This is a genomic window from uncultured Arcanobacterium sp. (genome assembly GCF_947253055.1).
Lineage (GTDB): Bacteria > Actinomycetota > Actinomycetes > Actinomycetales > Actinomycetaceae > Arcanobacterium_A.
On record NZ_CAMXYE010000010.1, the window covers coordinates 1 to 26881 of the forward strand.

At 50.4% G+C, this 26881-nt stretch carries 22 protein-coding genes and 1 pseudogene; 19 read left to right on the forward strand and 4 right to left on the reverse strand.

Going from position 1 to position 26881, the window contains the following annotated elements:
• Together Q0X35_RS01330 and Q0X35_RS01335 are read left to right on the forward strand one after the other, a co-directional pair.
• A pseudogene (locus Q0X35_RS01330) lies at positions 1-885 on the forward strand (polyphosphate kinase); the annotation flags it as partial.
• Between the two features lie 33 nt (positions 886-918).
• Positions 919-1911 (forward strand): NUDIX hydrolase, encoded by a 993-nt coding sequence (locus tag Q0X35_RS01335; protein WP_297564622.1) that lies wholly within the window; start codon positions 919-921, stop codon positions 1909-1911.
• Positions 1912-1952: 41 nt separating this feature from the next.
• Here the strand turns inward: Q0X35_RS01335 and Q0X35_RS01340 are convergent, their stop codons facing one another.
• Together Q0X35_RS01340 and Q0X35_RS01345 are read right to left on the reverse strand one after the other, a co-directional pair.
• Complete coding sequence (locus tag Q0X35_RS01340) at positions 1953-2957, reverse strand: inorganic phosphate transporter (RefSeq protein WP_297564623.1); 1005 nt, start codon at positions 2955-2957, stop codon at positions 1953-1955.
• Positions 2958-2959: 2 nt separating this feature from the next.
• Positions 2960-3583, reverse strand: coding sequence for a DUF47 domain-containing protein (locus Q0X35_RS01345; protein ID WP_297564625.1), 624 nt, complete (start codon positions 3581-3583; stop codon positions 2960-2962).
• A gap of 427 nt (positions 3584-4010) precedes the next feature.
• Between Q0X35_RS01345 and Q0X35_RS01350 the strand changes: the two genes are divergently transcribed.
• From Q0X35_RS01350 to Q0X35_RS01405, 12 genes are all read left to right on the forward strand, one after another.
• Complete coding sequence (locus Q0X35_RS01350; RefSeq protein WP_297564626.1) at positions 4011-4808, forward strand: hypothetical protein; 798 nt, start codon at positions 4011-4013, stop codon at positions 4806-4808.
• A 9-nt stretch (positions 4809-4817) separates the two neighbouring features.
• A complete protein-coding gene (locus tag Q0X35_RS01355; protein WP_297564628.1) occupies positions 4818-5411 on the forward strand; it encodes an FABP family protein in 594 nt (197 codons plus the stop codon).
• Positions 5408-6520, forward strand: coding sequence for a folate-binding protein YgfZ (locus Q0X35_RS01360; RefSeq protein WP_297564629.1), 1113 nt, complete (start codon positions 5408-5410; stop codon positions 6518-6520). Before Q0X35_RS01355 ends, Q0X35_RS01360 begins: the two co-directional genes overlap by 4 nt.
• Before the next feature lie 124 nt (positions 6521-6644).
• Positions 6645-7130, forward strand: a complete 486-nt coding sequence (dtd, locus tag Q0X35_RS01365; protein ID WP_297564631.1) for a D-aminoacyl-tRNA deacylase — start codon at positions 6645-6647, stop codon at positions 7128-7130.
• Positions 7131-7269: 139 nt separating this feature from the next.
• Complete coding sequence (locus tag Q0X35_RS01370; protein WP_297564632.1) at positions 7270-9783, forward strand: ATP-dependent Clp protease ATP-binding subunit; 2514 nt, start codon at positions 7270-7272, stop codon at positions 9781-9783.
• A gap of 177 nt (positions 9784-9960) precedes the next feature.
• On the forward strand, positions 9961-11565 hold the full coding sequence (locus tag Q0X35_RS01375) for an FAD-binding oxidoreductase (protein WP_297564633.1): 1605 nt from the start codon (positions 9961-9963) through the stop codon (positions 11563-11565).
• 8 nt (positions 11566-11573) lie between these two features.
• Positions 11574-12467, forward strand: coding sequence for a diacylglycerol kinase family protein (locus Q0X35_RS01380; RefSeq protein ID WP_297564635.1), 894 nt, complete (start codon positions 11574-11576; stop codon positions 12465-12467).
• Entirely contained in the window at positions 12461-13039 is a 579-nt protein-coding gene (locus Q0X35_RS01385; protein ID WP_297564637.1) for a TetR/AcrR family transcriptional regulator, read from the forward strand. Before Q0X35_RS01380 ends, Q0X35_RS01385 begins: the two co-directional genes overlap by 7 nt.
• Positions 13036-14694 carry a glycerol-3-phosphate dehydrogenase/oxidase gene (locus Q0X35_RS01390; protein WP_297564639.1) on the forward strand — a complete coding sequence of 553 codons (1659 nt, stop codon included), beginning with the start codon at positions 13036-13038 and terminating at the stop codon, positions 14692-14694. The genes Q0X35_RS01385 and Q0X35_RS01390 overlap by 4 nt, the downstream gene beginning before the upstream one ends.
• A complete protein-coding gene (locus Q0X35_RS01395; protein WP_297564640.1) occupies positions 14687-14947 on the forward strand; it encodes a hypothetical protein in 261 nt (86 codons plus the stop codon). Before Q0X35_RS01390 ends, Q0X35_RS01395 begins: the two co-directional genes overlap by 8 nt.
• Before the next feature lie 230 nt (positions 14948-15177).
• A complete protein-coding gene (add, locus tag Q0X35_RS01400; protein ID WP_297564641.1) occupies positions 15178-16182 on the forward strand; it encodes an adenosine deaminase in 1005 nt (334 codons plus the stop codon).
• 30 nt (positions 16183-16212) lie between these two features.
• Positions 16213-16770 (forward strand): GNAT family N-acetyltransferase, encoded by a 558-nt coding sequence (locus tag Q0X35_RS01405; protein WP_297564642.1) that lies wholly within the window; start codon positions 16213-16215, stop codon positions 16768-16770.
• Between the two features lie 36 nt (positions 16771-16806).
• On the opposite strand, the gene Q0X35_RS01410 is transcribed toward Q0X35_RS01405, so the two are convergent.
• On the reverse strand, positions 16807-17691 hold the full coding sequence (locus Q0X35_RS01410) for an HAD-IIB family hydrolase (RefSeq protein ID WP_297564643.1): 885 nt from the start codon (positions 17689-17691) through the stop codon (positions 16807-16809).
• A gap of 231 nt (positions 17692-17922) precedes the next feature.
• Between Q0X35_RS01410 and ppdK the strand changes: the two genes are divergently transcribed.
• The 5 genes from ppdK to Q0X35_RS01430 all read left to right on the forward strand — a co-directional run bounded on the left by ppdK (position 17923) and on the right by Q0X35_RS01430 (position 25733).
• Positions 17923-20655 carry a pyruvate, phosphate dikinase gene (gene ppdK / locus Q0X35_RS01415; protein ID WP_297564644.1) on the forward strand — a complete coding sequence of 911 codons (2733 nt, stop codon included), beginning with the start codon at positions 17923-17925 and terminating at the stop codon, positions 20653-20655.
• Positions 20656-20798: 143 nt separating this feature from the next.
• Entirely contained in the window at positions 20799-22130 is a 1332-nt protein-coding gene (locus Q0X35_RS01420) for a ferrous iron transporter B (protein WP_297564646.1), read from the forward strand.
• A 26-nt stretch (positions 22131-22156) separates the two neighbouring features.
• Positions 22157-22276 carry a FeoB-associated Cys-rich membrane protein gene (locus tag Q0X35_RS06475; protein ID WP_366084294.1) on the forward strand — a complete coding sequence of 40 codons (120 nt, stop codon included), beginning with the start codon at positions 22157-22159 and terminating at the stop codon, positions 22274-22276.
• 86 nt (positions 22277-22362) lie between these two features.
• Positions 22363-22647, forward strand: a complete 285-nt coding sequence (locus Q0X35_RS01425) for a FeoA family protein (protein WP_297564648.1) — start codon at positions 22363-22365, stop codon at positions 22645-22647.
• 59 nt (positions 22648-22706) lie between these two features.
• Complete coding sequence (locus Q0X35_RS01430; protein WP_297564650.1) at positions 22707-25733, forward strand: FAD-binding and (Fe-S)-binding domain-containing protein; 3027 nt, start codon at positions 22707-22709, stop codon at positions 25731-25733.
• A gap of 65 nt (positions 25734-25798) precedes the next feature.
• Here Q0X35_RS01430 and Q0X35_RS01435 read toward each other — a convergent pair whose 3' ends face one another.
• Entirely contained in the window at positions 25799-26839 is a 1041-nt protein-coding gene (locus tag Q0X35_RS01435; RefSeq protein WP_297564652.1) for an alpha/beta hydrolase, read from the reverse strand.
• Positions 26840-26881 lie beyond the last annotated feature (42 nt).

Below are 26881 nucleotides of genomic sequence, written 5' to 3' on the forward strand. Positions count from 1 at the left end.
TTTGATGAACAAAATAATATTGAGTGGGCGCGCAAATTAGAAAAAGCCGGCGTGCACGTAGTTTATGGAATTGTCGGGCTCAAAACTCACTGTAAGCTGTGCTTAGTGGTGCGGCAAGAAGAAGGGACTTTGCGCCGGTATTGCCACGTAGGTACGGGAAACTACAATCCGAAGACGGCGCGTGGCTATGAAGATTTAGGGTACTTCACCTGTGAACGCAATGTGGGGCAAGATTTAATACGGCTCTTTAATCAGCTCTCCGGGTATTCGCCGAAGACTAAATTCCATCGCTTGCTCGTGGCTCCGCTGGGAATTCGAAACGGTCTTTTAGAGCTGATAAATACCGAAATTGCCAATAGAAAAGCTGGCAAAGCAGCCTGGATTCGGATAAAGACTAATTCTTTAGTAGATGAACGAATAATTGACGCGCTGTATCGAGCTTCGCAGGCGGGAGTGCCAGTGGAGATACAAGTGCGAGGAATTTGCTGCCTGCGGGCGGGAATTACCGGACTTTCGGAAAATATCAAGGTGCGCTCGGTGCTGGGACGGTTCTTGGAGCATTCTCGGATATATGGTTTTGCGAATGCGGGTGCGCCAGTGGTGTATATAGGTTCAGCAGATTTAATGCATCGAAATCTAGATCGGCGAATTGAAGCTTTAATTTCTATTGAAGATCCAGATATGCAGAATTATTTGCTGGAGCTAATTGAGATAGCTTGTGCGGACACCACGCAGTCGTGGCGTTTAGGCCCAGAAGGATGGCGGCATGTGGTCTACGCTGAGACGGAAGGCGAGCCGAGAGTAGAAGAAGTTGCGGAGCAGCGGTTAGTGCATGTGCAAGATATTCTTATGCAGCGCGCGCGGGCGCGGACAGCTGAAAAATAACTGCGAGAATTAAGGGAAGCTGCGGCAATTAAGATGCGACGAGTAGATGTGTACGGAGCGGGTGCTTTAGTATGGCGGCGAAAAAATAAAAAAATTGAGGTGCTGATTGTGCATCGCCCGCACTGGCGAGATTGGTCTTTTCCGAAAGGAAAGTGTAAAAGCGGCGAGAGCCTGCGCAATTGCTGCCTGCGGGAAGTTTGGGAAGAAGGGCGCGTGCAGATAGTGCTCGGAGTCCCGCTCGGTTGGCAGCGCTACCGGATGAATAGTGGCAGGTGGAAGGCAGTACACTATTGGGCCGCGCAAGTGCTTTCAGCGGATAGTCCGGCGATGCAGCTGCGGCGGCGGCAAAAATTTTCGCTAGCGCCTAAATCAGAAATTGATAAAATTCGCTGGGCTTCTTTGGCACAGGCAGAGCGGATGCTTAGCGCGGAGCGCGATAAGAAGATGCTGAAACAATTACAGAAGTTGGCGGCGGCGGGTGATTTAGATACGGAGCCGGTAGTGGTCGTGCGGCATGCGAAAGCAGTGAAAAGAGAAAAATGGGCGGATAAAAAAGGCACGGAAAAAAGCCGCCCGCTCACTGCAGCGGGCAAGGCGCAACGGGAGGAAGTGGCACAGGTGCTATCTGCTTACGGGGTGCGTCAAATTTTTACTTCGCCGTGGAAACGCTGCCAAGATACGGTGCTTCCTTATGCAGAAGCCAGCGGGATTTCCCTGCAGGAGCGGCGTAATCTGACAGAAAAATCTTTTCGGAACGCGCCAGAGAAATTTGGGAAAGATATTGAGTGTCTGCTGCTAGAGGCGGGGGCGCCCCGAGCGGTATGTGTACACCGGCCTACGCTCGGAGAAATTATAAGAATTTTTCGAAAATACACTGCTGCGCAGATGGCCGCTAAACTCCCAGCAAAAGACCCTTGGTTACACCCCGGGGAAATGCTTATTGCACATACGGTGGCGAAGAAAAAAGCGGCGCTTTCTATAGTACAGATTGAAGTGGTGCACAATAGCAAAGCAGCCACGCAATAGTGTTAATTGCGTGGCTGGCAGTGTGTAACTAATAAATGAAATTAAATTGGGAAAATCGCATGCGATACGATGTATATCACCATGGCAAAGGCCGCTGCGCAGGGCAGGGTCAAGAACCAGGCTTTGATAATACTTCCGGCTACGTTCCAACGTACTGCTGATTTACGGGTAGTAGCTCCTACTCCCATAATGGCAGAGGTGATGGTGTGGGTAGTCGAAATCGGGGCATGGAATTGGAAAGCTGCTATATAGAGCACAGAAGCGGAGATAGTTTCTGCCACGAAGCCGTGCGCTGGATCCAGCTCGATAATTTTTTGCCCGAGCGTCTTCATAATGCGATATCCGCCGGTGTAAGTACCTAAGGAAATCGCCCCCGCAGCTGCGATTTTCACCCAAAGCGGGATGCCCGTGCCGTGCCAATAACCGCCCGCTACGAGCGCCAGTACAATTACGCCCATAGTTTTCTGCGCGTCCTGCAAACCGTGTCCAAGTGCCACCATAGCTGCCGATATGGTCTGGGCATGGCGGAAATTCCTCATTGTGCGCTTATAGGTGGCATTGTGTAAAATGGCCAGTACAATCTCCATGAGTATGACGGCGAGTACGAAGCCAATCATCGGGGAAACAAACATCGGGATTACTACTTTCTCCCCAATAACTCCCCAGTGTACGGAGGCGGAAGCAGCTACTCCCGCTCCGGCCAATCCACCGATTAAAGCGTGAGACGAAGAAGAGGGAAGACTGAACCACCAAGTGATTAGATTCCAAATTACGGCTCCGCACAGACCCGAGAGCACTATCACTAAGCCGTGATTATCTTGGGGCGGAGAGATAATTCCCGATCCGATAGTTTCCGCTACACCGGTGCCGAGCAGGGCGCCAACAAAATTCATTATTGCGGCCATGAGTAGTGCCCGCCGGGGAGTGAGCGCCCGCGTGGTCACAGAAGTGGCGATGGCATTGGCGGCATCGTGAAAGCCATTTGTGAAATCGAAAGAAAGCGCGATTACTACTACCGCTATTACCAGAAAAAGGGTGAGATCCACAATCAGGACTCCTTCATCAGGATATCTTCTACCAGCCCAGCTAAGGTTTCAAATTCGTCGATAGTCGCTTCTAGGCTGTCGATTACGCCTTTCATACGCATAAGATCGATAGCGGTTTCTTCGGAGCGGAAAAGTTCCGAAATAATTCCGCGGTAGATGGTGTCCCCGTGATTTTCCAGATGGTTTATTCCCACGATGTAGGTGCGCGTCTTTTCATTAAGTTTATGCAGATATCCCATTTCTTTATTGGTCATCGTTGCGCACTCGTTAATAATGTCGATCATTTTATAGGCTTCTTCACCGAGCTGGCCGACCTTATAGAGCACCATATTGTCGCCAGCTTCGTCGATGCAATCAATGCAATCGTCTATACAGTTGGTTAGATCGAATAAATCAGAACGGTCATAGGGAAGCACAAAACTTTTGAAAATAAATTTTTGCACCTTGTGGCAGGCCATATCTGCTTGATTCTCTACGTCGTGGAGTCTTTTATTTATCTCCATGCGTTCAGATTCTTCTGCATGGGCTACTTCGTCTAGTAGTTGTGCAGCTTCTACTAGGTGCTTTGCTTGGTCTTTAATAAGTTCTAGTACGATTTTGCCGCTACTGTGTCTCCGGAATTTCATACGATTCCTTACCACTTTCATGTATATCTAATGAACAGGAAGTATAAACTCAAATAGTGAAGATTTAACTTCCGTTTAAATGCTATCTTTCCTATTAGTGAAAACCAAGCGAAAATGTAGATTTATTGCTTTCAAGTGTTGGACACATTAAAAGAGGGACTGCAAATTGCAATCCCTCTTTTGCGACACCGAATCAGAGAGCGCCAGTCGGCGCTAAGGCCGCTCGTAGCGGCAAATTATTGGAGCCCGGGGCTTTCTTAACCCGATGTCTTATCTAGAATACTAACTACCTTTTTAGAATAAATCCACTGTATTAGCTGCACGTTTTCTCTGGGGATTTTTTCAACTCGCACGAATGTGCGATATAGGTCACACTTGGTTGTCCGGTTTATTTTACTGCTCCGCTTTCTCATGGCAGAATCAAAATGTGGGAGAAGAGAAAAATCCGAATGTGGTACGGCGCGAAATAGCACGGCAAGAAATGACAAAAAAAATTGCGAAAAAAGTGCAACGCCGTCCTCCAGAGCAGGTAATCGCAGGGGCAGGAGCTCTTGCTGGCTTAGTTTTCGCCGCTACTTGCTTACTTCCGCAAGGATTCCTCGCGTTCCCCCTTCTCGCCAGTGGTGCGTTCCTGATTTACTACTGGCCAAAATTATTAAAATTACCGGCGGTACTACCCACTCGGCTAATAATGGCTGCCATGTTGCTGGCTACAGTAGGAGCAGGCATTTGGGGCAGTCTTGTGCACCTAACTGTCGCGGCTGGTTTTTCGATGTTCCTCGCTTTCGGGGCGGGAATTTTCAGCCAAGTGAACGGGGCGCCTCGTCTGCAGCAAATTTTTGGAAGCTACGGCGGATTACTCCCTATAATCGCTGCTGCGTTCTGGTTTTTTGCACTTCAAGTAAAAGGGGGAGTGCAATTTTCCTTTCTGCTGCTACTTATATCCGCTGTAATCTCCTTGCTATATGCTTACCCCACGCGTTCATTACCCATTCTGGCTCTGTTAAACGGACTGTTACTGGGTTTGGCCGGGGCCTACCTATTTTCTCTTCCTCTTGAAATTGGAGCGGCCGGAGGAATCGGGGCGGCTCTCTTATTCGGCGCTACTCGTCGTGCCTTCTACCTGCATTTATCAACTGAAGAACGATTCTCTCCCTTAGCATTTTTAATACCTTTTTCTCTTTTAGGAGTTCTTGCCTTTCCGCTCGCCTACAATCTCTACTAATCTGTAGATATGGTCATGAGAATTCCTGAAAATTTAGCGCCCGAAAATTATCCGCTAGCGTGGCTAGCCGATAGTTGGGAAGGTGGCGGCGTCCTCGAATACGAAAATGTTCCCGCGGCGGCTTATCTACAAGAGTTACATATCGATAATGCAGACGGCGGCCCCTACCTGCGTTTCTCTTCCGAGATATGGCTGGCAAAAGAGCCTGCCGGAGCTGTTGACAAAGAAAATCCCGGTTACCTCACCTATAAGAGTCTTACGAAAGAGCGGTTGTGGAGTTCGGCTACTGGGTATCTGCGGGTGAATCCGGAATTGCCTGAGCAAGAAGAGGGAGCACGCGTAATAGAAGCGATGGTAGCTACGCCTTCCGGTAATGCGCAGGTTTGGGTAGGTTTGATTCGCGGCCCGCAATTACAGCTGGCTACCGATGCCATTGCGCGTTCGCAGGCAGGGGCAGAGTTGAATGCAGCTAAAATAATGGCTGGCAGCGTGCAATCTGATTTATTTTACGCCTACGATATGGAGGCTTTCGGCTACGAAATGCGCAGCTATCTGGCTGGGCGGCTCTCGCGGGCGCAAGTGGATTTTGCAGACGAAAAATGAATGATTCTTTAGCTATCTTTTCGGAGCAGGAAATAATCTCGGGAGCGCCGGCGCATTTCGGGAATCCGCTGGCAGAAGAGGCCGCGCTGCGAGAAGGGCAAGCCTTTACCAGCCTCTCTTCTCTCCAAGTATTGCGCTTAGCCGGAGCAGATTGCCGCCGTTGGCTGCACAGTCTCTCCACTTGCGATGTGCAAAATATGGAAGTAGGCGAATCGCGGGAAATGCTTCTCCTCGATCCGCAGGGGCATATAAATCACGCGGCTTTCTTGCAGCTAGAAGCAGAGGCGATTTATCTCTTTACTGACCGAGAAAAAATAGCGGCTTTAGAAGACTTTTTACAGAAAATGAAATTCCGGATGCGGGTAGAAATATCGCGTTTAGTGGGAGCGGTCTTTGGCTTTATCGATTTTTCGGAGGAAATCGCTGCTCGAATTGAGCAAACGGCGCAAGTGCTTTGGAAAGATCCCTGGCCGCAGGTGCTGGCAGGAGGTGCATACTACGGAGTACCACCGGCGGCGCATCCGGCAGCGGGGCGGCGGCGCTGGCTGGCATTTTACGATGTACAATCTGCCGCTGCGGCTCGAGTGGCTTGGGCAGATATTCTTCAACCGGCTGGTTTATTAGCTTGGGAGGCCGTGCGAATTACGGATTGGCGCCCGCGGGCTCTAACAGAAGTGCGCGGGCCAGTATTTCCGCATGAATTAGATTGGCTGCGCACTGCTTTACATAGCTCAAAAGGGTGCTACTGCGGGCAAGAGGCCGTGGCTAAGTTGATTAATCTCGGGCGTGTGCCGCGCCGCCTCACCTATCTCTATTTAGAAGCCGGCGCAGAGTTGCCGCCCGCGGGTGCGAAAGTTTATGCCGCCGGAAAAGAAGTAGGCATACTTACTTCGGTGACGCGCAGCTATTTAGAGGGGGCAGTGGGTTTAGCTCTTCTGAAGCGCAGTGTGCCGGTGGAGCAAGTATTGGAAGTGGCAGAAAATATTGCTGCTGCGCAGCAAGAAATCGTGAGTAAGAGCGGTAAATCTTCTATTTCTCCGGCGGAACGCCCGGGAAAAGAACTGCGGCAGAAGGGTCTTCGCCGGGGAGCGCGGAAAAACCTAATGTAGCAGGAAGATGTAATATAGTGCGGAAATAGCAGCCCGAGCGAAAAAATAAAATGGAATGAGAAGCGGCTAATAAGAGAACGGGTAGGAATCTAGTGAATTTAGTGAATCGAGTGACGGGGCGGAAATGCGTCTAGTAATACAGCGGGTAAAAGAAGCACGAGTGCGGGCCTATGCCGGCGATCCACTGGCTGAGCAAAGTAGCGTGCAGAGTGCAATATGTGGAGAAATAGGAAATGGCTTGTGCGTACTGGTGGGAATTACCCAGGGAGACGGCGCGGCAGAAGTGGCAAAAGCGGCTCGGAAAATATGTGAGTTGAAGTTACTGCGCTCCCCGGCGGGAGATGATTCGCCAAAAGCGCGCCAATCAGTGGAAGAAGCGGGCGCAGAAGTGCTGCTGGTATCGCAATTTACTCTCTACGCCGATGTACGCAAAGGGCGAAATCCCTCTTGGTCGAAGGCTGCCCCTGGAGACTATGCACTACCTGTATTTCAGGAGTTAGTGGCAGAAATTCGCCAGCGAGGAGTGGCAGTTGCCACCGGCGAGTTCGGAGCCATGATGGATGTAGAGCTAATCAACGACGGCCCCTTCACCATTCTTTTTGAGGCTTAATTTTCACTACGAATTTCCGCTACGAAATTTTTCTTGGTGCCATTTCTATCACGCCAGTGGCGAAATCTTTTATTTACTGCGCGAAATGGCAGTAGAGTTTTAGTAGTTGTTAATTTAGCACCTATATAGGGAGAGCATATTGTTCGAGAGATTTACTGACCGGGCACGGCGGGTGATTGTGCTCGCGCAAGAAGAAGCCCGCACTCTGAAGCATAATTATTTAGGGACGGAGCATATTCTGCTCGGCCTAATCAAAGAAGGAGAAGGAGTGGCAGCGAAAGCGCTGGAAGCTCTGAATATCTCTTTTGATGATGTGCGCGGAGAAGTAGTAGAGATCATCGGCGAAGGTCAGGAGCAGCCAAACGGGCATATTCCCTTTACCCCGCGGGCGAAAAAAGTGCTGGAATATGCGATGCGAGAAGGCTTGCAGCTCGGCCATTCCTATATAGGCACCGAACATTTACTGCTGGGTCTATGCCGGGAGCAGGAAGGCGTGGCAGCACAAGTACTGGTGAAACTAGGTGCAGATTTACCGACAGTACGGGCGCAGGTGACGCAGCTCCTTTCCGGATATCAAGGTAAAGAAGCGGTAGGAGTAGGCACTGGCCGGCAGAGTGAGAGTTTGAAATCTAGCTCTACTATCCTCGATCAATTCGGGCGGAATCTCACCCAGTATGCGCGGGAAAATAAGCTAGACCCAGTGATTGGGCGGCACAATGAAACCCAGCGGGTAATGCAGGTGCTTTCGCGGCGTACCAAAAATAATCCGGTGCTGATTGGTGAGCCCGGCGTAGGAAAGACGGCAGTAGTTGAAGGCTTAGCAAAGCTGATTTCCGTAGGGGATGTGCCGGAGACGCTTAAAGATAAGCAGCTCTATTCTCTCGATATGGGTTCTTTGGTAGCTGGTTCGCGCTATCGAGGCGATTTTGAAGATCGCATGAAGAAAATTCTCAAAGAAATAAATAATCGCGGCGATATTATCCTCTTTATCGACGAGATTCACACCTTAGTGGGCGCAGGAGCAGCTGAGGGTGCTTTAGATGCGGCTTCACTTTTGAAACCGATGATGGCACGAGGGGAACTGCAGGTAATCGGGGCTACTACTCTGGATGAATACCGCAAATATATCGAAAAAGATGCGGCTTTGGAGCGGCGTTTTCAGCCTATTCAGGTAGAAGAACCGACTGTAAAAGAAACGATTGCTATTCTGGAAGGTCTGCGCGATCGCTACGAGGCTTTTCACCGCGTCACGATTACGGATGAGGCTCTCGAATCGGCAGTTAATTTAGCTGATCGCTATATTAACGACCGCTTCTTGCCGGATAAAGCTATTGATTTGATCGACGAAGCAGGCGCCCGGCTGGCTATTCAAAAGATGACTGCGCCGCCGGAGCTGCGGGAGCTAGATGAAAAGATAGCGGAAGTACGCGGCGAAAAAGAGGCGGCCATCGAAGGGCAAGATTTTGAAAAAGCAGCCGCTTTACGTGATAAGGAGCAGCAGCTCAATGAGCAGCGCGCCGAGCGAGAAAAGTCTTGGAAAGAAGGCGATCTCGACGTCGTTTCGGTGGTGGATGAGGAGCTAATAGCGCAGGTACTTTCCATGTCCACTGGTATTCCGGTATTCAAACTCACCGAAGCGGAGTCGGCAAAGCTATTGCGTATGGAAGATGAGCTCCACAAGCGAGTAATTGGGCAAAATGAGGCAGTTACTTCGATTGCGCAGGCTATTCGCCGCTCGCGGGCAGGATTGAAAGATCCGCATCGCCCCGGTGGTTCCTTTATCTTTGCTGGCCCCACTGGCGTAGGTAAGACGGAGCTGGCTAAGACGCTAGCCGAATTCCTCTTTGGGGATGAAGATGCTTTAATCACACTCGATATGTCGGAGTACCAGGAGAAACACACAGTTTCGCGGCTCTTCGGAGCCCCTCCGGGATATGTGGGATATGAAGAAGGCGGGCAGCTGACGGAAAAAGTGCGGCGCAAGCCTTTCTCAGTGGTGCTTTTCGACGAAATTGAAAAAGCGCATCAGGATCTCTTTAATTCGCTGTTACAGATTTTGGAAGAGGGGCGGCTCACCGACTCTCAGGGTCGAATCGTAGATTTCAAGAACACCATCATTATTATGACCACCAATTTGGGCACGAAGGATATTGCGAAGGGTATTTCGACGGGATTCCAACTAGATGGAGATACGGCTTCTTCTTACGAACGCATGAAACAGCGGGTAAATGAAGAGCTACGCAATCACTTCCGCCCCGAATTCTTAAACCGGGTAGACGAAGTAATCGTATTCCCGCAATTGAGTAAGGATGAGATCCTGCAAATCGTGGACTTGATGGTAAGTAAGCTGGATTCGCGCCTGCGGGAGCAGGGAATGAATTTAGCGCTCTCTGGAAACGCTCGGCAGCTACTTGCTGATCGGGGCTATGATCCGGTGCTCGGCGCGCGCCCGCTCCGCCGTGCTATTCAGCGCGATATTGAAGATGTACTCTCGGAGAAGCTACTCTTTGGCGAGTTCCAAGAAGGGCAGACCATTGTAGTGGATGTCGTAGAGACGGGAGAGAAGAAAGAGTTTAGCTTTACCGGATACGATTCGGATTATCAGCTTCCAGAAGGGGTTACGCCGGCGCGCGCCGAAAATGTAGTTTCTTAAGTGGCGGAAACTGGTCGAAAAACGAGTTGAAAAACTAGTTGGGAGACTGGGATAAGCTAAGCGGAAACTGGTGGAAAGTTGGATGGAAACTTCGCGGAGCAGATGCGGAGCGAAAATTAGGTAAAGAAGTTTCAGTAAACACTTTTATAAAATCTGTAAAGGTGTAAACTATGGAGCATGAGTGAAGTCACATTACCTCCTATGCAACATAACCTGTGGGGTGTACCTGCAGAAGAAAAACCTCTTTCGAACTCCATTAAGAAGCTAGTCACTAAGGTATTAGGGGCAAAAGCTACTGAGGAGCATCGGCGGATTCCGGCGGCGGAAATAAAGCTTTCGGAGCCGCGTATTACGGCCGCCCAAATTGCCGGATTGCAGAAGATAGTAGGCGCTGGTTTTGTTACGCAAGAGCACGAGCAGCGCTTGCGCCGGGCACGCGGAAAATCGTATCCGGATTTATTAGATTGGCGCAGTGGCGCGGTAATCGATGCTCCGGATGCAGTGGTGGCGCCAGGTACTGAAGAAGAAGTGCTGGAAGTTCTACGTTACTGCAGCGCCGAAAAAATTGCGGTAGTTACTTTCGGAGGCGGCACCACGGTAGTCGGGGGCGTAGCGCCCAAATCTGGAGCTATGAAGTGCGTAATTAGCCTAGATGTAAATCGTTTTAATAAGTTAGAAGATGTAGATAAGGTATCGCTGGAAGCTACTTTAGGGGCCGGCCTCACCGGCCCACACGCCGAGTTTCTGTTGGCGGAGCATGGTCTGCAGCTCGGGCATTTCCCGCAATCTTTCCCTTATGCCAGCATCGGTGGCTACGCCGCTACTCGCTCTTCGGGGCAAAATTCTGCCGGCTATGGGCGCTTTGATTCTATGGTGCGCTCGCTTACGGTAGTAACTCCGCAAGGAATCTTGGAAGTAGGTAAGCAGGCACCGGCTTCGGCGGCGGGCCCAGATTTACGTCAGCTTTTCCTCGGCTCGGAAGGCACCTTAGGAATTATTACGCGCGTACGGGTGCGTCTTCATCCACTTCCCGAAATGAAACGCTACGAAGCTTTCAGTTTTCCGGATTTCCGTTCGGGAGTTAATGGAGTGCGCGAGGTAATTCAGCAGGGTACGGGCCCCACCGTGATTCGTCTTTCGGATGATATTGAGTCTTCGCTCAACCTTAGCTCTACCGATAAAATTGGCGAAACGAAGAAAGAAGAAAAAGGCTGCTTGTGCTTGACGATGTATGAGGGCACTCCGGAGCACACTGCTTCACGGTTGCAAGAAACGCGGGAATTGCTTATCAAGATGGGTGGAGTCAGCTTAGGGGAAGCTCCGGTGCGGCAGTGGGAACAAGGTCGTTTTGGGGCGCCGGTACTGCGGGATGCGCTGCTTGATAACGGCGTGATCTGTGAAACTTTGGAAACTGCCGGCGATTGGAGTAATTTGCCGAAGCTGCGGCAAGCCGTAGTGGAAGCGCTTACTACTAATTTAGAGGGCACCCCTGCCATTGTGATGTGCCACGTATCTCATGTATATGCGGAAGGAGCCTCGCTCTATTTCACAGTAGTAGCTGCCCAGTCTGCACATCCGCATGAGCAGTGGTGGAAAGCAAAAGAAGCTACTTGCCGGGCTATTGAAGCAAATGGAGGTACTATTACCCATCATCACGGGGTAGGTACTGATCATCGCCCCTATATGGAGCAAGAAATTGGCGATTTAGGTGTGCAGATATTGCACGCGGTAAAAGCTGAATTGGATCCAGTGGGTATTCTCAATCCCGGTAAACTCTTCTAGGAGTAAGTATGGAAATCAGGTCAGTCGCCCTGCTCACGAATCCAATATCTGGGAAAGGTCGGGCTATAAAAGCCTCCGATATTGCCTATCGCCGCTTGCGGCAGCAGGGAATTCAGGTGGAAGTGCTCACCGGTGGAAATGAGGCAGATTCACAGCGTCTAGCAAAAGAAGCTATCAATTCCGGAGATTTCTCGGCCTTGGTGGTGTGCGGTGGCGACGGGCTGATTACTACTGCGCTGCAGAGTCAAGCTCAGAGTGGTTTCCCACTGGGAATTATTCCGGCTGGCACGGGAAATGATCACGCACGGCAGTACGGTATTCCGCTCGATGTGGAAGCGGCCGTCGATGTGATAGTACAAGGCAATGCCATCACCACGGATTTGGGAATTATGCGCACGCCGAATGCAGAAAAGTGGTTTGGTACTATTGCTTGCTGCGGTTGGGATTCCTTAGTGACGGAGCGTACCAATAGAATTAGTTGGCCGAAAGGTGCTCTGCGTTATATAGCTGCGGGTCTAATTGAGTTTGCACTGCTGCGTTCGCTCCCAGCAGATATTGTGTTAGATGATGCGGAGTTACACGAGCCAATATCGATGATAACTATCGGAAATACTCGTACTTATGGTGGCGGAAAACCAATCTGTAAGAATGCCGATCCGCAGAGCGGCAATTTCCACGTGACCATTGTAAAGAGCGTATCGCGGCGGAGAGGTCTTTATACCTTCCCCACCGTCATGGCGGGAATGATGAAAAATAAAGATATCGAAGTGCACTATGCGCGGAAAGTAACTCTAAATATGTCGGGAGCTCCTCTCTATGCAGACGGCGATAAATTTGCTTTTCCGCCGGCAGAGATTGAATGCATACCGGGAGCTGGAAAGTACTTGGTGCCAAAATGCTGAAAATTGTAGAGAAAGTGCTGCAACGCAATACCGATGCCACTGCCCGGGATATTTTAGATGCAGCGCGCAGCTGTATTCTGTACGGAGGCGCTAACCCTAGCATCACTGATATTGCTAAAAAAGCCGGAATTAGCCGGCCTACCGTATATAAAAGGTATCGCAACGTCACAGAAATTACTGCCGATGTGCTTACGCAGGAATTGCTGGAGCTGCTGGATATTGAAGATATTCCAGATAACGGCCAGCTCTTTGTGTACTACATAGTGCAGATGGCGGCGAAAGTACGCGATAACGAGCTTTTGCAAATAATTATTAACGAAGAACCCGATTTACTTCTCACTTATCAGTTTGAACGCTTGGGGCGCAGCCAGTTGGCAATTATCGACGTCTTGGCCTATCTGATTGAGCGGGTACCGGGCATAAATAAAGAAAATCCACTGCATAAAGCAGTATTCGTACTTATTGCGGTGCAAGCAGCAGCTCTGAGTGCGCGGATAGTGAGTGGCCTTATCGACGAAAAAAGCTGGGAAAGAGAATTAACCCAAATACTGGAAGGGTATTTAATAAAATGAATACTGCTTTGAATGCGGCCCGCCGAGAGCAGGAATGGGAAGCGTTAAAGAAAAATCCGCAGGTAGATCTGCTAGTAATCGGGGGTGGAATTACCGGAGCAGGCATTGCTCTCGATGCGGCTACGCGCGGTCTAAATACGGTATTGGTGGAGAAGCACGATTTAGGTTTCGGCACTTCGCGCTGGTCGTCTAAATTGGCACACGGCGGGCTGCGTTATTTAGCAAAAATGCAGGTGAATATCGCCTATCACTCTGCCTGTGAGCGGCGGATTATTATGGAAAATTCGGCTCCGCATTTAGTGCGCCCCTTAGCGCAAGTCACGCCGCTGAATAGCTATATTTCTTTGCTGCAAGCGCTGGCGGTGCGAGTTGGATATTTAGCTGGAGATTTGCTCAGTATGGCGGCTTTTACGAAACGTTCCACTCTCCCGCGTTCCCGTTTTCTGGGGAAGAAACAGGCGCTCGAGTTAATGCCGGCGGCAAAACGAGCTGGGCTGAAAGGCGCTTGGGTGAATTATGACGGGCAGATGATAGACGATGCGCGGATGGTGTTAGCGGTAGCGCGCAGTGCGGCCGGAGCTGGCGCAAAAATTTTCACCTATTGCAGTGCCAGTGCCGCCACGGGGAACGGGGCATTACTACATAATGAATTAACTGGGGAAGAATTCCAGCTAGAAGCAAAAGCAGTAATAAATGCGGCAGGCGTTTGGGCGCCAGAATTAGATAAAACAATAAAGATTCGCCCCGCGCGCGGTACACATTTAGTATTCGATGCGGAAACGCTCGGTAATCCTAAAGGTGCTCTCATTATTCCGCTGCGGGATTCCATTTCTCGCTATTTATTCATACTGCCGGCTGATAAAGGCCGCTGCTATCTGGGATTGACCGATGAAGATCAGCCGGGGCCTATTCCGGATGTGCCGGATACTCCAGAAGCAGATATTGATTTTCTTTTGGAAAATATCAACCCCGCTTTAGAGCGAAAATTGAGCCGAGCTGATATTCGGGGGGCTTTTACCGGCTTACGCCCTTTGCTCACTTCGGATACGGAGGCGGCTACCGCTGATCTTTCGCGGCGGCATGCGATTATTAAGTCCGCTAATGGCCTAGTTTCGATTGTGGGTGGAAAGTTCACGGAGTATCGCTATATGGCGGAAGAAGCACTAGATGCGACTCTGGCTTACCGCAATCTATCTGCAGAACCTTGCCGTACCCGTAATCTTCCTTTGGTAGGGGCGCCGCGGCATCCGGAAAATGAACGGGTGGCCTTGCGTGATATTTACGGATTGCCGGAGTTTTTAATCAAGCGCTACGGAAAAGAGTCCTGCCGGGTAGTGGCAGAGGCTACGGTGGAAAATCCGCTCGAAAGAATTGCGGATTTAGATTTGACGCGGGCGGAAGTAGAGTTTGCTATTACACATGAGGGGGCGCTGTGTGTAGAAGATATTTTGGAGCGCCGGACACGCCTTTCTATGATTCCGGAGCAAGCAGAGGCAGCACGGGCGGAGATAACGGAAATTTTTCAAATGCTGTGCATCCCCGCGGCGGCGGTAGTTAAAGCGGAAATTGCGCAGGAGAAAGCTACGCCGAGTGAAGAAGCGGTAGCGAGTGGGAAATCTCCAGCTAAAGGGCAAGGAAAACGGAGGCATGGATAAAATGAAAGAGTTGGCATTTAAGCTGTTCGGAATAACACAGGCGCGTTTTCCGCGGCAAATGGGAGCAATTATGCGGAAAGTTACTTCTACGATTCCGAAGCTGAGCCGCAAAAAGAAAAAAGCTTTCCCTACGGCTGGAATAGAAGCTGCGAATAAGGCGGCACGGGTGAAGGTACATCCTCCGCGCGATCCGCAGCGCACGAACGGGGTGCTCGCAGCGAATAAAGCAGCGGGAGTCCCGGGCGCGCAATGAGTAGGGTACAGTATTTTCTACTTGCTAAGTAATACACCTCTATAAAGGCACCTTTATAAAGTGCATTTTTCAGTGCTAATATCCTATTTGCTTAGTTATTTTTCTGGCAGTCGTGGCTACCTCGAGTGATTAATTACCGATTTAGGCTTAATTGACTGTGTAAAATTTGTAGTAGCAGACCCGGTAGTAGATTCGCCGGCTGGGCGCACTAGTAACTGAAAGGTGTAAAAATGCAGGTTTCTTCCTTTGTGCAAAAACTTCCCAAAGTAGAGCTACATCTACATATTGAAGGCACTCTAGAGCCAGATTTGAAATTTAAGCTGGCGCAGCGGAATGGAATTGAGCTAGCCGAAAAAACTGCGCAGGAAGTATATGATTCCTACCAGTTCACCGATTTAGCTTCTTTCCTGGCTTCTTATTACGACGGCATGCAGGTGCTGCGTACCAGTGCTGATTTCTATGATTTAGCGATGGAATATCTGAAAAAAGCTGCTGCGCAGAACGTGCGTTACGCCGAGATATTCTTTGATCCGCAGGCGCATACTTGCCGCGGTGTCAGCTTCGATACCGTGATTTCCGGTTTACATCGGGCACAGGTGGAAGCGGAGCAGACTCTCGGAATACAATCCGCGCTCATCATGTGCTTCTTGCGTGATTTCCAGGCCGAATATGCGATGGCTACCCTGCTTGAGGCGCTTCCCTATAAGAAGTGGATTCTCGGAGTTGGCTTAGATTCTGATGAGACCGGCAATGCTCCTGATAAATTCGCGGCAGTTTTTGCCCGTGCCCGGCAAGAGGGTTTCCTCCTCACCATGCACGCCGATGTGGATATTAAAGATTCGATTGAACATATCCGCCAGTTAATTGAGGAAATCAAAGTAGATCGGATCGACCACGGCACCAATGTGGGAGAAAATTCGCAATACGTAGATTACCTGGTAGAGCACAAAATTGGTTTGACTTGCTGCCCGGTATCTAATACATGGGTTTCAGACGGTTCAAAGATCCCACTGATTGCTAAGCTGGCGGAGCGGGGAGTGAAAGTGAGCATCAACTCTGATGATCCGGCCTATTTCCGTGGATATATCAATGAAAACTTCCAGCTAGTGGCAGATGAGCTAGGAGCTGATTCGGAATTTTTGGCGCAGCTGAGCCTCAATGCGGTAGATATTTCGTGGGCAGCTCCGTCGTTAAAGGAACGCTTGCGAGCGGAGATTCGCGCTACTCTTAACTAGCAGTTTCTTTTTGTTTGAGGTGTAATTTTTGTGAAAATCAGAGAGGCGCAGTTAGCGGATCTTGATGCTTTAGTGGAGCTCAGTCGGGATACTTTCGAAGAAACTTTCGGTTATCTCTATCCGCTCGCAGATTTGCAGAATTTTTTAGCTACTGCCTATACGCAGGAAAGCTATGCGGAGCAGATCCAAGATAAAGATAGCAATATCTGGGTTTTGGTAGACGGAGAAAAACTCTGCGGATATGTGACGGCGGGTAACTGTATTTTGCCGCATCCGGAGGCGCGCGCGGAAGATGGAGAGATTAAGCGGATTTATCTGCGTGCTGCTTACCAAAGAGGGGGCTGGGGTACCAGACTTTTCGAAACTGCGTTAGATTGGCTTATTTCGAGAGGGAAATCCACTATTTGGCTGGGAGTATGGGCAAATAATTACGGAGCGCAGAAACTATATAAACGGCACGGCTTTATTTACGCGGGGGAATATCGTTTCGTTGTGGGGGAGAGCCGTGACCGGGAGTTTATTTATCGAAAAATCGTAACGGAGGAAGAGAAATCGCACCGAGCAGCGGAGCGGGGAGTAGAGAGCTAATTAGTATCGTTAGTTAAGTGTTTATGCAGCCCCCAGTTAAAGCTCCGGGCCGCTGTACTCCGCCAGATAATTTTCAATGAAGCGCGCTACGGCATCATCTGTGTGATGCCCGATGCGCGCTTCGCATACTTCCATCACTTCGGGGCGGGCGTTTTCTACCGCAATTGGATGGCCAATTTCGCGCAGCCAACTTACGTCATTTCCGCCGTCTCCAAAACCGGCTACGTTCCGCAGGTCGATGCCTTTTCGCTCGGCTAATATCTGCATTCCCTTATCTTTACCTTCGCCCGGGGCAGTCATTTCGTAAAAATTGGTCATTGAGCGGTCTATATAAGGGAAACGCGCCTTTAATTCGGTATTTAGACTATCTAAATAAGCTGGGTCCGGATGCCCAAACATTACGTTATACACCAGCGTTGGATTTACTGTATCCAAATCTTGCACATCTATCTTAAATACGGCGTATCCACCTTGCGTCCAGCGATTTCCCTCTTCAAATACTTCTACCACCAAGCGGTCCGGGAGAGTAAACACCGTCACTAGCCCTAGTTCTCGCCCAGTTTGAATAGCTAATCGGGAAATTTCTTCCGGCATGGGTTGGGAGTAAATGATTTCTTCGGTAGCTAAATCTCCAATCCGGGTGCCGTTACTGGCAATCACTATGCCGTGATGCCCCGCGCGCCGTAAGGGATCGGCCGCCACGGGGAGAATTCGTCCGGTGACTATTATTGGCTCGATACCAGCTTGGGAAAGGGCACGTAGTGCTGCTACTGCTCTTTCTCCTACGCTTCCCTCCGCATCGGCGATTGTGCCGTCGACATCAAAGGCCATAGCTTGTAGCGGGCCAATTCGGCGCGCTAATTTTTGTAAATCACTATCGTTGTTCCCAAAATAAGGAGGTAAAGAAGACCCCATAGCCATAAATCGCCTTCTGCTCGAAAATCTTTCGCTTCACTCTCAGTATAGTAGTTGTGAAAATCTCTTTCGATGCGGTGTAGGCGTTAAATATCTACGAAAAATTAGTGCTAATCTGGACGTTGGTCCTATTTATCATTTACACTTATTTTACAATTAAATAAATCTGTAAAAATTGTAGGCAGGTACAATTAAATAAGCATTCTATGCTGTGCTATTCCCGTGGAGGGGAAATATATGACGAAATACGTATATGACTTTACTGAAGGCAATAAAGATCAGAAAGAGCTGCTAGGTGGTAAAGGTGCCAATTTGGCAGAGATGACCCATTTAGGTTTGCCGGTGCCCCCGGGATTTACTATTACCACTGAAGCGTGCCGTGCTTATCTGCGTACGGGAGCGGTACCAGAAACTCTAGAAGTGGAAGTCACCACGGCTATTGCCGGCATTGAAAGCAAAATGCACAAGCGGCTCGGCAATGAAAAAGATCCTTTACTGCTTTCAGTGCGTTCGGGCGCGAAGTTTTCGATGCCGGGCATGATGGAGACGGTGCTCAATATCGGTCTGAACGATGTATCGGTAACTGGTCTGAGCGCGCAGTCGCAAAATCCGCGGTTTGCTTGGGATTCGTATCGGCGTCTAATCCAGATGTTTGGCAAGACGGTACTGGGCATTGATGATTCCTTCTTCTCCACGGCGCTGCATGGGCTGCAGGAAAGAAAAGGCTACGCCGGCGATCTCGATATGACCACTGAAGATCTGCAGCAGTTGGTAGTGGAATATAAAGAAATAGTGAAAGCAGAAGCGGGAATCGAATTTCCACAAGATCCACGCCAGCAGCTCGATATGGCAGTAGAGGCCGTATTTAATTCTTGGAACACCGATCGGGCCCGCCTGTATCGGCGGCGGGAGCGCATTTCGAATGATTTAGGTACTGCGGTGAACGTGCAGACCATGGTCTTTGGAAATATGGGCATGGGATCAGGCACCGGCGTTTGCTTCACGCGCGATCCTTCTACCGGACATACCGGCGTCTACGGTGATTACCTAGAGAATGCGCAGGGAGAGGATGTAGTGGCCGGTATCCGTAATACTCTTTCACTCGCTGACCTAGAGAATATTGATAAGACTTCTTATGATGAATTACTCGATATTATGGAGCGCCTCGAGGTGCACTACCGCGATATGTGCGATATTGAATTCACAATTCAACAAGGAAAACTCTGGATGCTGCAGACCCGCGTAGGGAAGCGTACGGCGCCGGCGGCGTTTAGAATTGCTAAGCAGCTAGTAGATGAGCGTTTGATTACGCGTGATGAATCCGTCACTCGGGTAACGGGTGAACAGCTCACTTCGCTGCTTTTCCCACAGTTCGATAAGAGCGCCCCGAAAGAAATTATTTCGAAAGGAATGCCGGCTTCTCCCGGTGCGGCAGTAGGCGAAATCGTATTCGATAACGAGCAGGCGGAACAACGCTCGCAGGCTGGTGCTTCCGTAATTTTGGTACGCCGGGAAACTAATCCAGATGATTTAGCTGGAATGGTCGTAGCTGCGGGAGTACTCACTTCTCGGGGTGGAAAGACTTCGCACGCGGCAGTGGTAGCGCGTGGTATGGGGCGTACCTGCGTAGTAGGAGCAGATGATCTCATAGTAGATGAAGAAGCCGGCACTATGTATGTGAAGTCGGTGGATAAGACCTACCATGCGGGAGATTTAATCGCGATTGACGGCGGTACGGGAGAGATATTTGCCGGTCAGGTGCCGGTGGTAGATTCTCCGGTAATGGCTTATGTGTCGGATGGTCTGGAAGCGGCGTTGCAGCTTTGTGACGACGAAGAATCGCGCGAATTGGTATATGCTGTAGATCAAATTCTGAGCCGTGCCGATGCTAAACGGAATTTGGAAGTGTACGCCAATGCCGATACTCCGGAAGATGCGCAGCGTGCACGGAAATTCGGAGCGCAAGGAATTGGGCTGTGCCGCACGGAGCATATGTTCCTCGGCGAGCGTCGGAAGCTGATTGAAACAGTAATTTTAGCTGAATCCGAGGAGGAACAGCAGGAGGCATTGCGGGCACTAATTCCACTCCAAGAAGGAGATTTTGCAGGTATTTTCTCGGCGATGGACGGTTTGCCGGTAATTGTGCGGTTAATCGATCCACCTTTGCACGAGTTCTTACCGGATAATACGGCTCTTTCGGTGGAATTAGCGGTGAAGAAAGCCTTAGGCGAAGAGATTACTGCGGAAGAAACTAAGCTGCTCAAGGCAGTAAAAGCGAACCATGAGCAAAATCCGATGTTGGGATTGCGTGGCGTGCGTTTGGGCTTGAAACTGCCTGGCTTGGTGAAGCTGCAGATTCATGCCATTGCCAATGCTTGTGCAGCTCTGCAGAAAGCGGGAAAGAATCCGCGCCCCGAAATTATGGTGCCACTCATTGCCTCGGAGCGTGAGATGCAAATCGTGCGCGATTGGGCATTGAAGATCATCAAAGAAACTTCGGAGCGGGAAGGTGTAGAGCTGGATATTCCGATTGGCAATATGATTGAGCTGCCGCGGGCTGCTATTCGGGCGGAACGCATCGGGCTAGAATCTGATTTCTTCTCCTTCGGTACCAATGATTTAACTCAAACTACCTGGGGATTCTCTCGTGACGACGTAGAAGCCTCGTTCTTCACTCAGTATTTTGATTATTCGGTATTTGGCACCTCGCCTTTCGAATCTATCGATACGCGCGGAGTGGGTGCATTGGTACAGATGGGTGTAGAGCGGGGTCGGAGCGTGAAGCCGCAGATGCATATGGGCGTATGTGGGGAGCATGGTGGAGATCCGGCTTCGATTCACTTCTTCGAATATGCGGGCTTGGATTATGTATCCTGCTCACCATTCCGAGTGCCGGTAGCGCGCCTCGAAGCTGGCCGAGCAGTCATCGCTAATGAATGTGATTTAGCGCAGCCCCCCAGTGAAAAGTAAGTAAAATTTCCAACTATTCCCCCGAAGCTATTTTTCTTAGCTTCGGGGGTTTTCTTTCGTACCCGAGTTGTGGAAAATAGCGAGAAGTACAGCCGGCGCAGAGCACTATTTCGGATAAAATCGACTTAGTACTTACGAATAGGGTGGCGGGCGTATTTATTTTTGCCGCCGTCATGTGGGCGATATTCACTATTTCGCAGACCTACCTCGGCCCTCTAATTGCTGATTGGCTAGTGGGGTGGATAGAAACCTTCCAAGGATGGGTAGAAGACCAAATGGCGGAAAGCCCCGTGCTACTCACGACTATTATTGCCAACGGCATTATCGGTGGTGTTGGAGCGGTAATTGGCTTCTTGCCGCTGGTTATGGTGATGTATTTCCTTATCGCTCTACTGGAAGAATGTGGATACATGGCGCGAGTGAGCGCGGTAATGGATCCGATTTTCAAGCGCGTAGGGCTCTCTGGAAAGTCGGTAATTCCTATCGTTATCAGCACCGGATGCGGTATTCCGGGAATTATGAGCTGCCGAGCAATCCGCGATGAGCGCGAGCGCCGCGCCACTGCAATGTTGACTACTTTCGTCCCGTGCGGAGCTAAAATTCCGGTAATCGCCCTCTTTGCGGGTGCTTTCTTCAACGGATCCGGCTGGGTGAGCTGGGTGAGCTACTTCGTCGGCCTGATGCTGATATTCCTCGGAGCTTTGCTGGTGAAAGTAGTGACGGGTTATAAGTTCCGCAAATCTTTCTTCATTATGGAGCTTCCGCAATATAAGCTTCCCAGCTTAGGTAATGCTTTTATGTCGATGTTAGAGCGGGCCAAAGCCTACATTATTAAAGCTGCCACCATTATTCTGGTGTGTAATCTAGTAGTTCAGCTCATGCAGACCTTCAACTGGCATTTCCAAGCAGTGGAAGAAGGTATGGAAGATACCTCTATCTTGGCTTCAGTAGCTTCACCTTTTGCGGTGCTCTTGATTCCGCTGGGCTTCGGTGCTTGGCAATTAGCGGCAGCAGCCGTCACTGGCTTTATTGCGAAAGAGAATGTAGTAGGCACCCTCGCCGTGGTTTACGGACTCACTAACTTTATTGATCCAGATGAATTAGCTATGACCGGTGGGGCAAATGAAATTGCTATTACTATGGGGCTCACCTCGGTAACTGCACTTTCGTATCTGTTCTTCAACCTCTACACTCCACCTTGCTTCGCTGCTATTGGCGCTATGAATTCAGAAATGCAAGATAGAAAATGGCTTTGGAGTGCAATCGCTCTCCAATTCTGCACCGGCTATACGGTAGCCTTCCTGGTAAATCAGATTGGCAGCTTAATAGTGGAGGGGCATCTCGGAAATGGATTCTTCCCCGGATTATTGGTGGTAGCAGTGATGGCAGCGAGCATTGCCTTTATGGCACGGCGAATTCGCGCTGGTTTCGCTGCTAAGTACGAGCTGCATCAACACACAGAAAAAGCTGCGTAGCGGCTACTTAGAGGAGATGCGTTTTAATGCTTAGCACCATCATCGCTGGTCTTGCTCTCGGAGCAATCGTATTTTTCGCGGTTCGCTATATCGTAAAGCAGAAGCGAAAAGGGGTTAAATGTATCGGCTTGTCCGGTAGCCGATAGTTGTGGCACGCAGAATGCCGCTCTGGCTGGGGCACATAAGACCTTGCCGGTAAGCGTCTACAGTCATGGAAAGCAGGTGAATCCCGGTGAATGCGCTTGCTGCCACGGCCAGTAAGGCGGATATAGCTTCTGATGCAGCGCTCTGTACCGAAGAAAAGATGAATCTATTAGATGCGGAATTAGGCAAGACCTATGTAATAAAGTCCATATCCACTGCCGATTCTGATATGGATACTTTCCTCTTTCGTCTGGGGTGCTATAGCGGAGAAGAAATTACTGTGCTCACAAAAAAGCGCAATGTCTGCATAGTAGTTATCAAAGATAGCCGCTACAGCATCGACAATTTACTGGCGGAGGCAATCTGTATTTAGGCTGGATATGATTTTTTACTTTCTTTCTCAGTAAGATATGAGAGAAGAAAGGGAAGAATATGCCAGAGCAGACGGAGCTAGTGCCCCCGCAGGTAGAGCAAGCATTGGCGGAATTAGCAGCAAGCATTTCCGGCGAAGTAGAGTCCTCTACACGGGTGCGCGCTGAATATACCAGCGATGCTTCTAATTATCGGGTGGTGCCGGCGGGAGTAGTCTTCCCGCGCCACGCAGAAGATGTGCGAAAAATTTTGGCAGTTTGCCGGCGGCATCATGTACCGGTGGTGGCGCGCGGTGGTGGCACCTCCGTGGCGGGAAACTCAATTAGCAGTGGCATAGTATTGGATTTTTCGCGGCATATGCATCGAATTCTGCATATAGATCCGCAGGCGCGCACGGCTACTGTGGAGCCGGGCGTGGTGATGAGCGATTTGCAGGCGGCGGCAGCTCCTTATGGTTTACGCTTTGGGCCGGATCCTTCTACGCAAAATCGTGCTACTTTCGGGGGAATGGTAGGAAATAATGCTTGCGGACCTCATGCGGTGGCGTGGGGGCGTACTGCCGATAATGTGCTAGAGCTGCGGTGTATTGACGGCACCGGTCGCGAATTTACGGCGGGTGCCGGGGAAATGCCGGAGCCTTTGGCAGAATTGGTTGCGGCTAATTTAAGTGATATCCGCACTAATTTAGGCCGTTTTCCGCGGCAGGTATCGGGCTATGCGCTAGAGCATCTTTTGCCGGAAAATGGGCGTGATTTAGCAAAAATGTTGGTGGGCTCGGAAGGCACGCTTGTTACTTTATTAGAAATAAAATTGTGTTTAGTGCCGCTGGCTGCGGCTCCGATGCTGGTGGTCTTAGGCTACCCAGATATGCCGGCTGCGGCCGATGCGGTGCCGGCTATTTTGCCCTATAAGCCTTTGGCAATTGAAGGCATGGATCGTGAATTAGTAGAGGTAGTGCGCCGCGCGCGTGGAGAAGTGCCGGAGTTGCCAGCTGGCGGCGGATGGCTGTTAGTGGAAGTAGGGGCACAAGAAGGAGAAGATCCGCAAGAAGTGCCCCAGCGGGCAGAGGCTATTGTAAAAGCGGCGGGAACTACTGCCTATTCGATACAAGCAGCGGGAGCTGCGGCGCAAAGGCTTTGGAGAATTCGTGCCGATGGAGCTGGTCTCGGTGGGCGGACTCCGGCGGGAGCCCCCGCCTGGCCGGGTTGGGAGGATTCGGCTGTGCCTCCGGAGCAGTTAGGGAACTATTTGCGCGCCTTACAAAAATTACTTGCTAAGTATGAATTAGCTGGGCTTATGTATGGCCACTTCGGAGATGGCTGTGTGCATATTCGGATAGATTTTCCGTTGCATAAAGCGGGTGGGGCAAAAGTATTTAGAGATTTCTTAGTTGCGGCTGCGGATTTAGCTCTCAGTTTCGGAGGCTCGCTCTCGGGTGAACACGGAGATGGCCGCGCCCGTTCGGAACTTTTAGCGCGCATGTATCCGCCGGAAATTATTGAATTATTTTCTCAAGTAAAAGCGATTTTTGATCCACAGGATTTACTAAACCCCGGGGTGTTGGTGCGCCCGCGCGCGCTTGATGCGGATTTGCGCCGCTCGGCTGCACAGCCGCTCGCCTACGCGGGAGGATTTCATTTCTTAGCTGACGACGCAGATTTCACTAATGCTTTACATCGCTGCACCGGAGTGGGGAATTGCCGGGCAGATAGAATGGATGCCGGATTTTTTATGTGCCCGTCCTATCAGGCAACTAAAGAAGAAAAAGATGTGACGCGCGGAAGAATGCGGGTCTTGCAGGAAGCTGCCAATGGCCAGCTAGTAGCTACTTTTGCGGATGCGGCGGTATTAGAATCTCTCGATCTTTGCCTCGGCTGTAAAGCTTGCTCGAGTGACTGCCCTACGGGAGTAGATATGGCGCGCTATAAATCTGAAACACTTTACCGCGCTTATAAAGGGAAATTGCGCCCGATTACGCATTATTTATTGGGAAATTTACCGATATTGGCGCGTCTCGTGGTGCGCGTGCCGGGGCTGGCGCGCTTTGCTAATAGTTGTTTCCGCATCGCACCGCTGCGGAAATTGGTTTTTTCTCTCTCTGGAATTGATCAGCGGCGCGATATGCCAGGGTTTGCACAGCGCTCTTTTTCGGCGTGGGCCCGGCGCAGCGGGCAATTCTCCCCGCAGTTGCCAGGAGAGCTAGCGGCAGAATTACCAGCTGATACAACAGCCACATCCACAGCAGCCTCCGCTTTGTGGGCAGACTTGCCAGCAGACTTATCGGCCGAATTACCGGCAGAGTTATCGCCCGATTTATCAGCTGACTCACCGGCAGAGCTGCCTGAACAAAAGCAGCGGCGCTATGTGGTGCTTTGGGCAGATTCGTTCTCCGAAAGTCTAGATACGCGCGGAGCTCAAGCGCTCGCGGAGTTATTGCAGAAATATGGATACACGGTATTACTTCCTCCGGCTTCGCCCTGCTGTGGTTTGACTTGGATCACTACTGGCCAGCTCCAGACGGCTAAGAAAAAACTCCAGCATCTTTTTGCAGTGTTAGCGCCTTTTGCTAAGAACGGAATTCCGATAGTGGGGGTGGAACCTTCGTGTACGGCGGTACTGCGCGACGATGCGCTAGATTTACTGCCGGAAGATAAGCGGGCTCCGCTTATCGCCAGCATGACATTTACTCTGGCGGAGTTGCTCACCCATCGCGAATTTGGGGTGGGAGAGCAGTTGAATCTGCCAGATCTGCAGGGAATGAAAATCGTGGCGCAGCCGCATTGTCATCATTATTCGGTAATGGGATGGAAAAAAGAGGCAGCTTTATTGCGAAAAACTGGTGCTGAATTAGTACAGTTGAGTGGCTGCTGCGGTTTAGCGGGAAATTTTGGGATGGAAAAAGGTCACTACGAAATTTCGCAGGCGGTGGCGCAGAATCAATTACTGCCGAAACTAGCTGCAGCGGGAGCAGAGGCAGTGTACCTAGCAGATGGTTATTCTTGCCGCACCCAAGCGGCGCAGTTGGCAGGAAAGCAGGGGGTACATTTGGCCGAGTTGCTGCTAAAAGGGAAAGAAGTGCGCCGCTAGAAATCACTAGAAGAGTTTTACTAGAAGAGATTTGTGGGGATTAGGTTAGCCAAGTGGTAACCCAGCTAGTCGAGCGGTAAATCAGCTAGCCAAGTGGCTAGACTCTGGTAGCAGAGCTGACGCACGGAAGCGCGGGAAAGTACTACATCGTGTATGGCGCCAGGTAATTTGCGCAGTAGTACATTATCTCCGAGTTGGGGTACCCGTTTCCAAATTTGCTCTACCGAGAGTACGGCATCGCTTTCCAGGATTTTATTATTCCAAGAGGTGAAATTAGAGCTTTGGGCAGAAGTAAAGGTGATTATCGGGCAGGTAATATCTAAGCCGTTTTCCACTTCTGCTTGCCCGGAGAACACCGCATTTAACCAACCGAAGCGTACCGGGAAAGTGGGAATATGCCAGTAGCGTGGATTAGGTTGCCAGCCGGTAGTGAAGAAAGGATCATTCTGGAGGTCGCTTTCTGCGGGGAAAGGTCCGGCCGCCAGATTCCCGCCAGTTTTTCCGCGGTAGTAATAACCAGCGGGGCCGTTTGGCAATGCTTTATAGGGATCGCGCTTAGCTAGTATACGCAGCAGCGGTGCAGCGATTTTTCGTACCGGCCACCGGTATTGTAATTCCAGCCAAGGCGAGTTGAGGATCAATCCGGCACATGCTTGTGAATGTTTTTCTGCCCATAGAGCAGCCGTGAGACCGCCGGTTGAATGTCCGTAGAGAATAAAAGGAACTGGGCTCTGCGCAGTAGCGTAAGCACGGGCAAAATCTATTTCCTGGGTGTAATCATGCAAATCGGCAATATATCCCCAAAGTTCCTGTGTTTGGTGGGAACGCCCGAACCGGCGTAAATCACAGGCGTAGAAATTCCCTCCTTGCGAGGCGATGAAGCGTGCGAATTCTTTATGGAAAAAGTAATCATTCCAGCCATGAAGAAAAAGGAGATTAAAACGCTGCGGTGTGGCAGTGCGGGGGAGGGCGTCCGGGTCTTCTTCTGGTCGGTAGCGGATAAGAGTGGCGCGGGTAGATCCGGCGTTTTCCTCTATTGGGAAATGAGCATAAGAAAATCCATCCCCTAATTCGTCGGGGTACCACTGTAAAGCGCCGTCACTCATAGTTGTATTTTGTCATATTTATTTACGGGGAGGGGCTGTGAT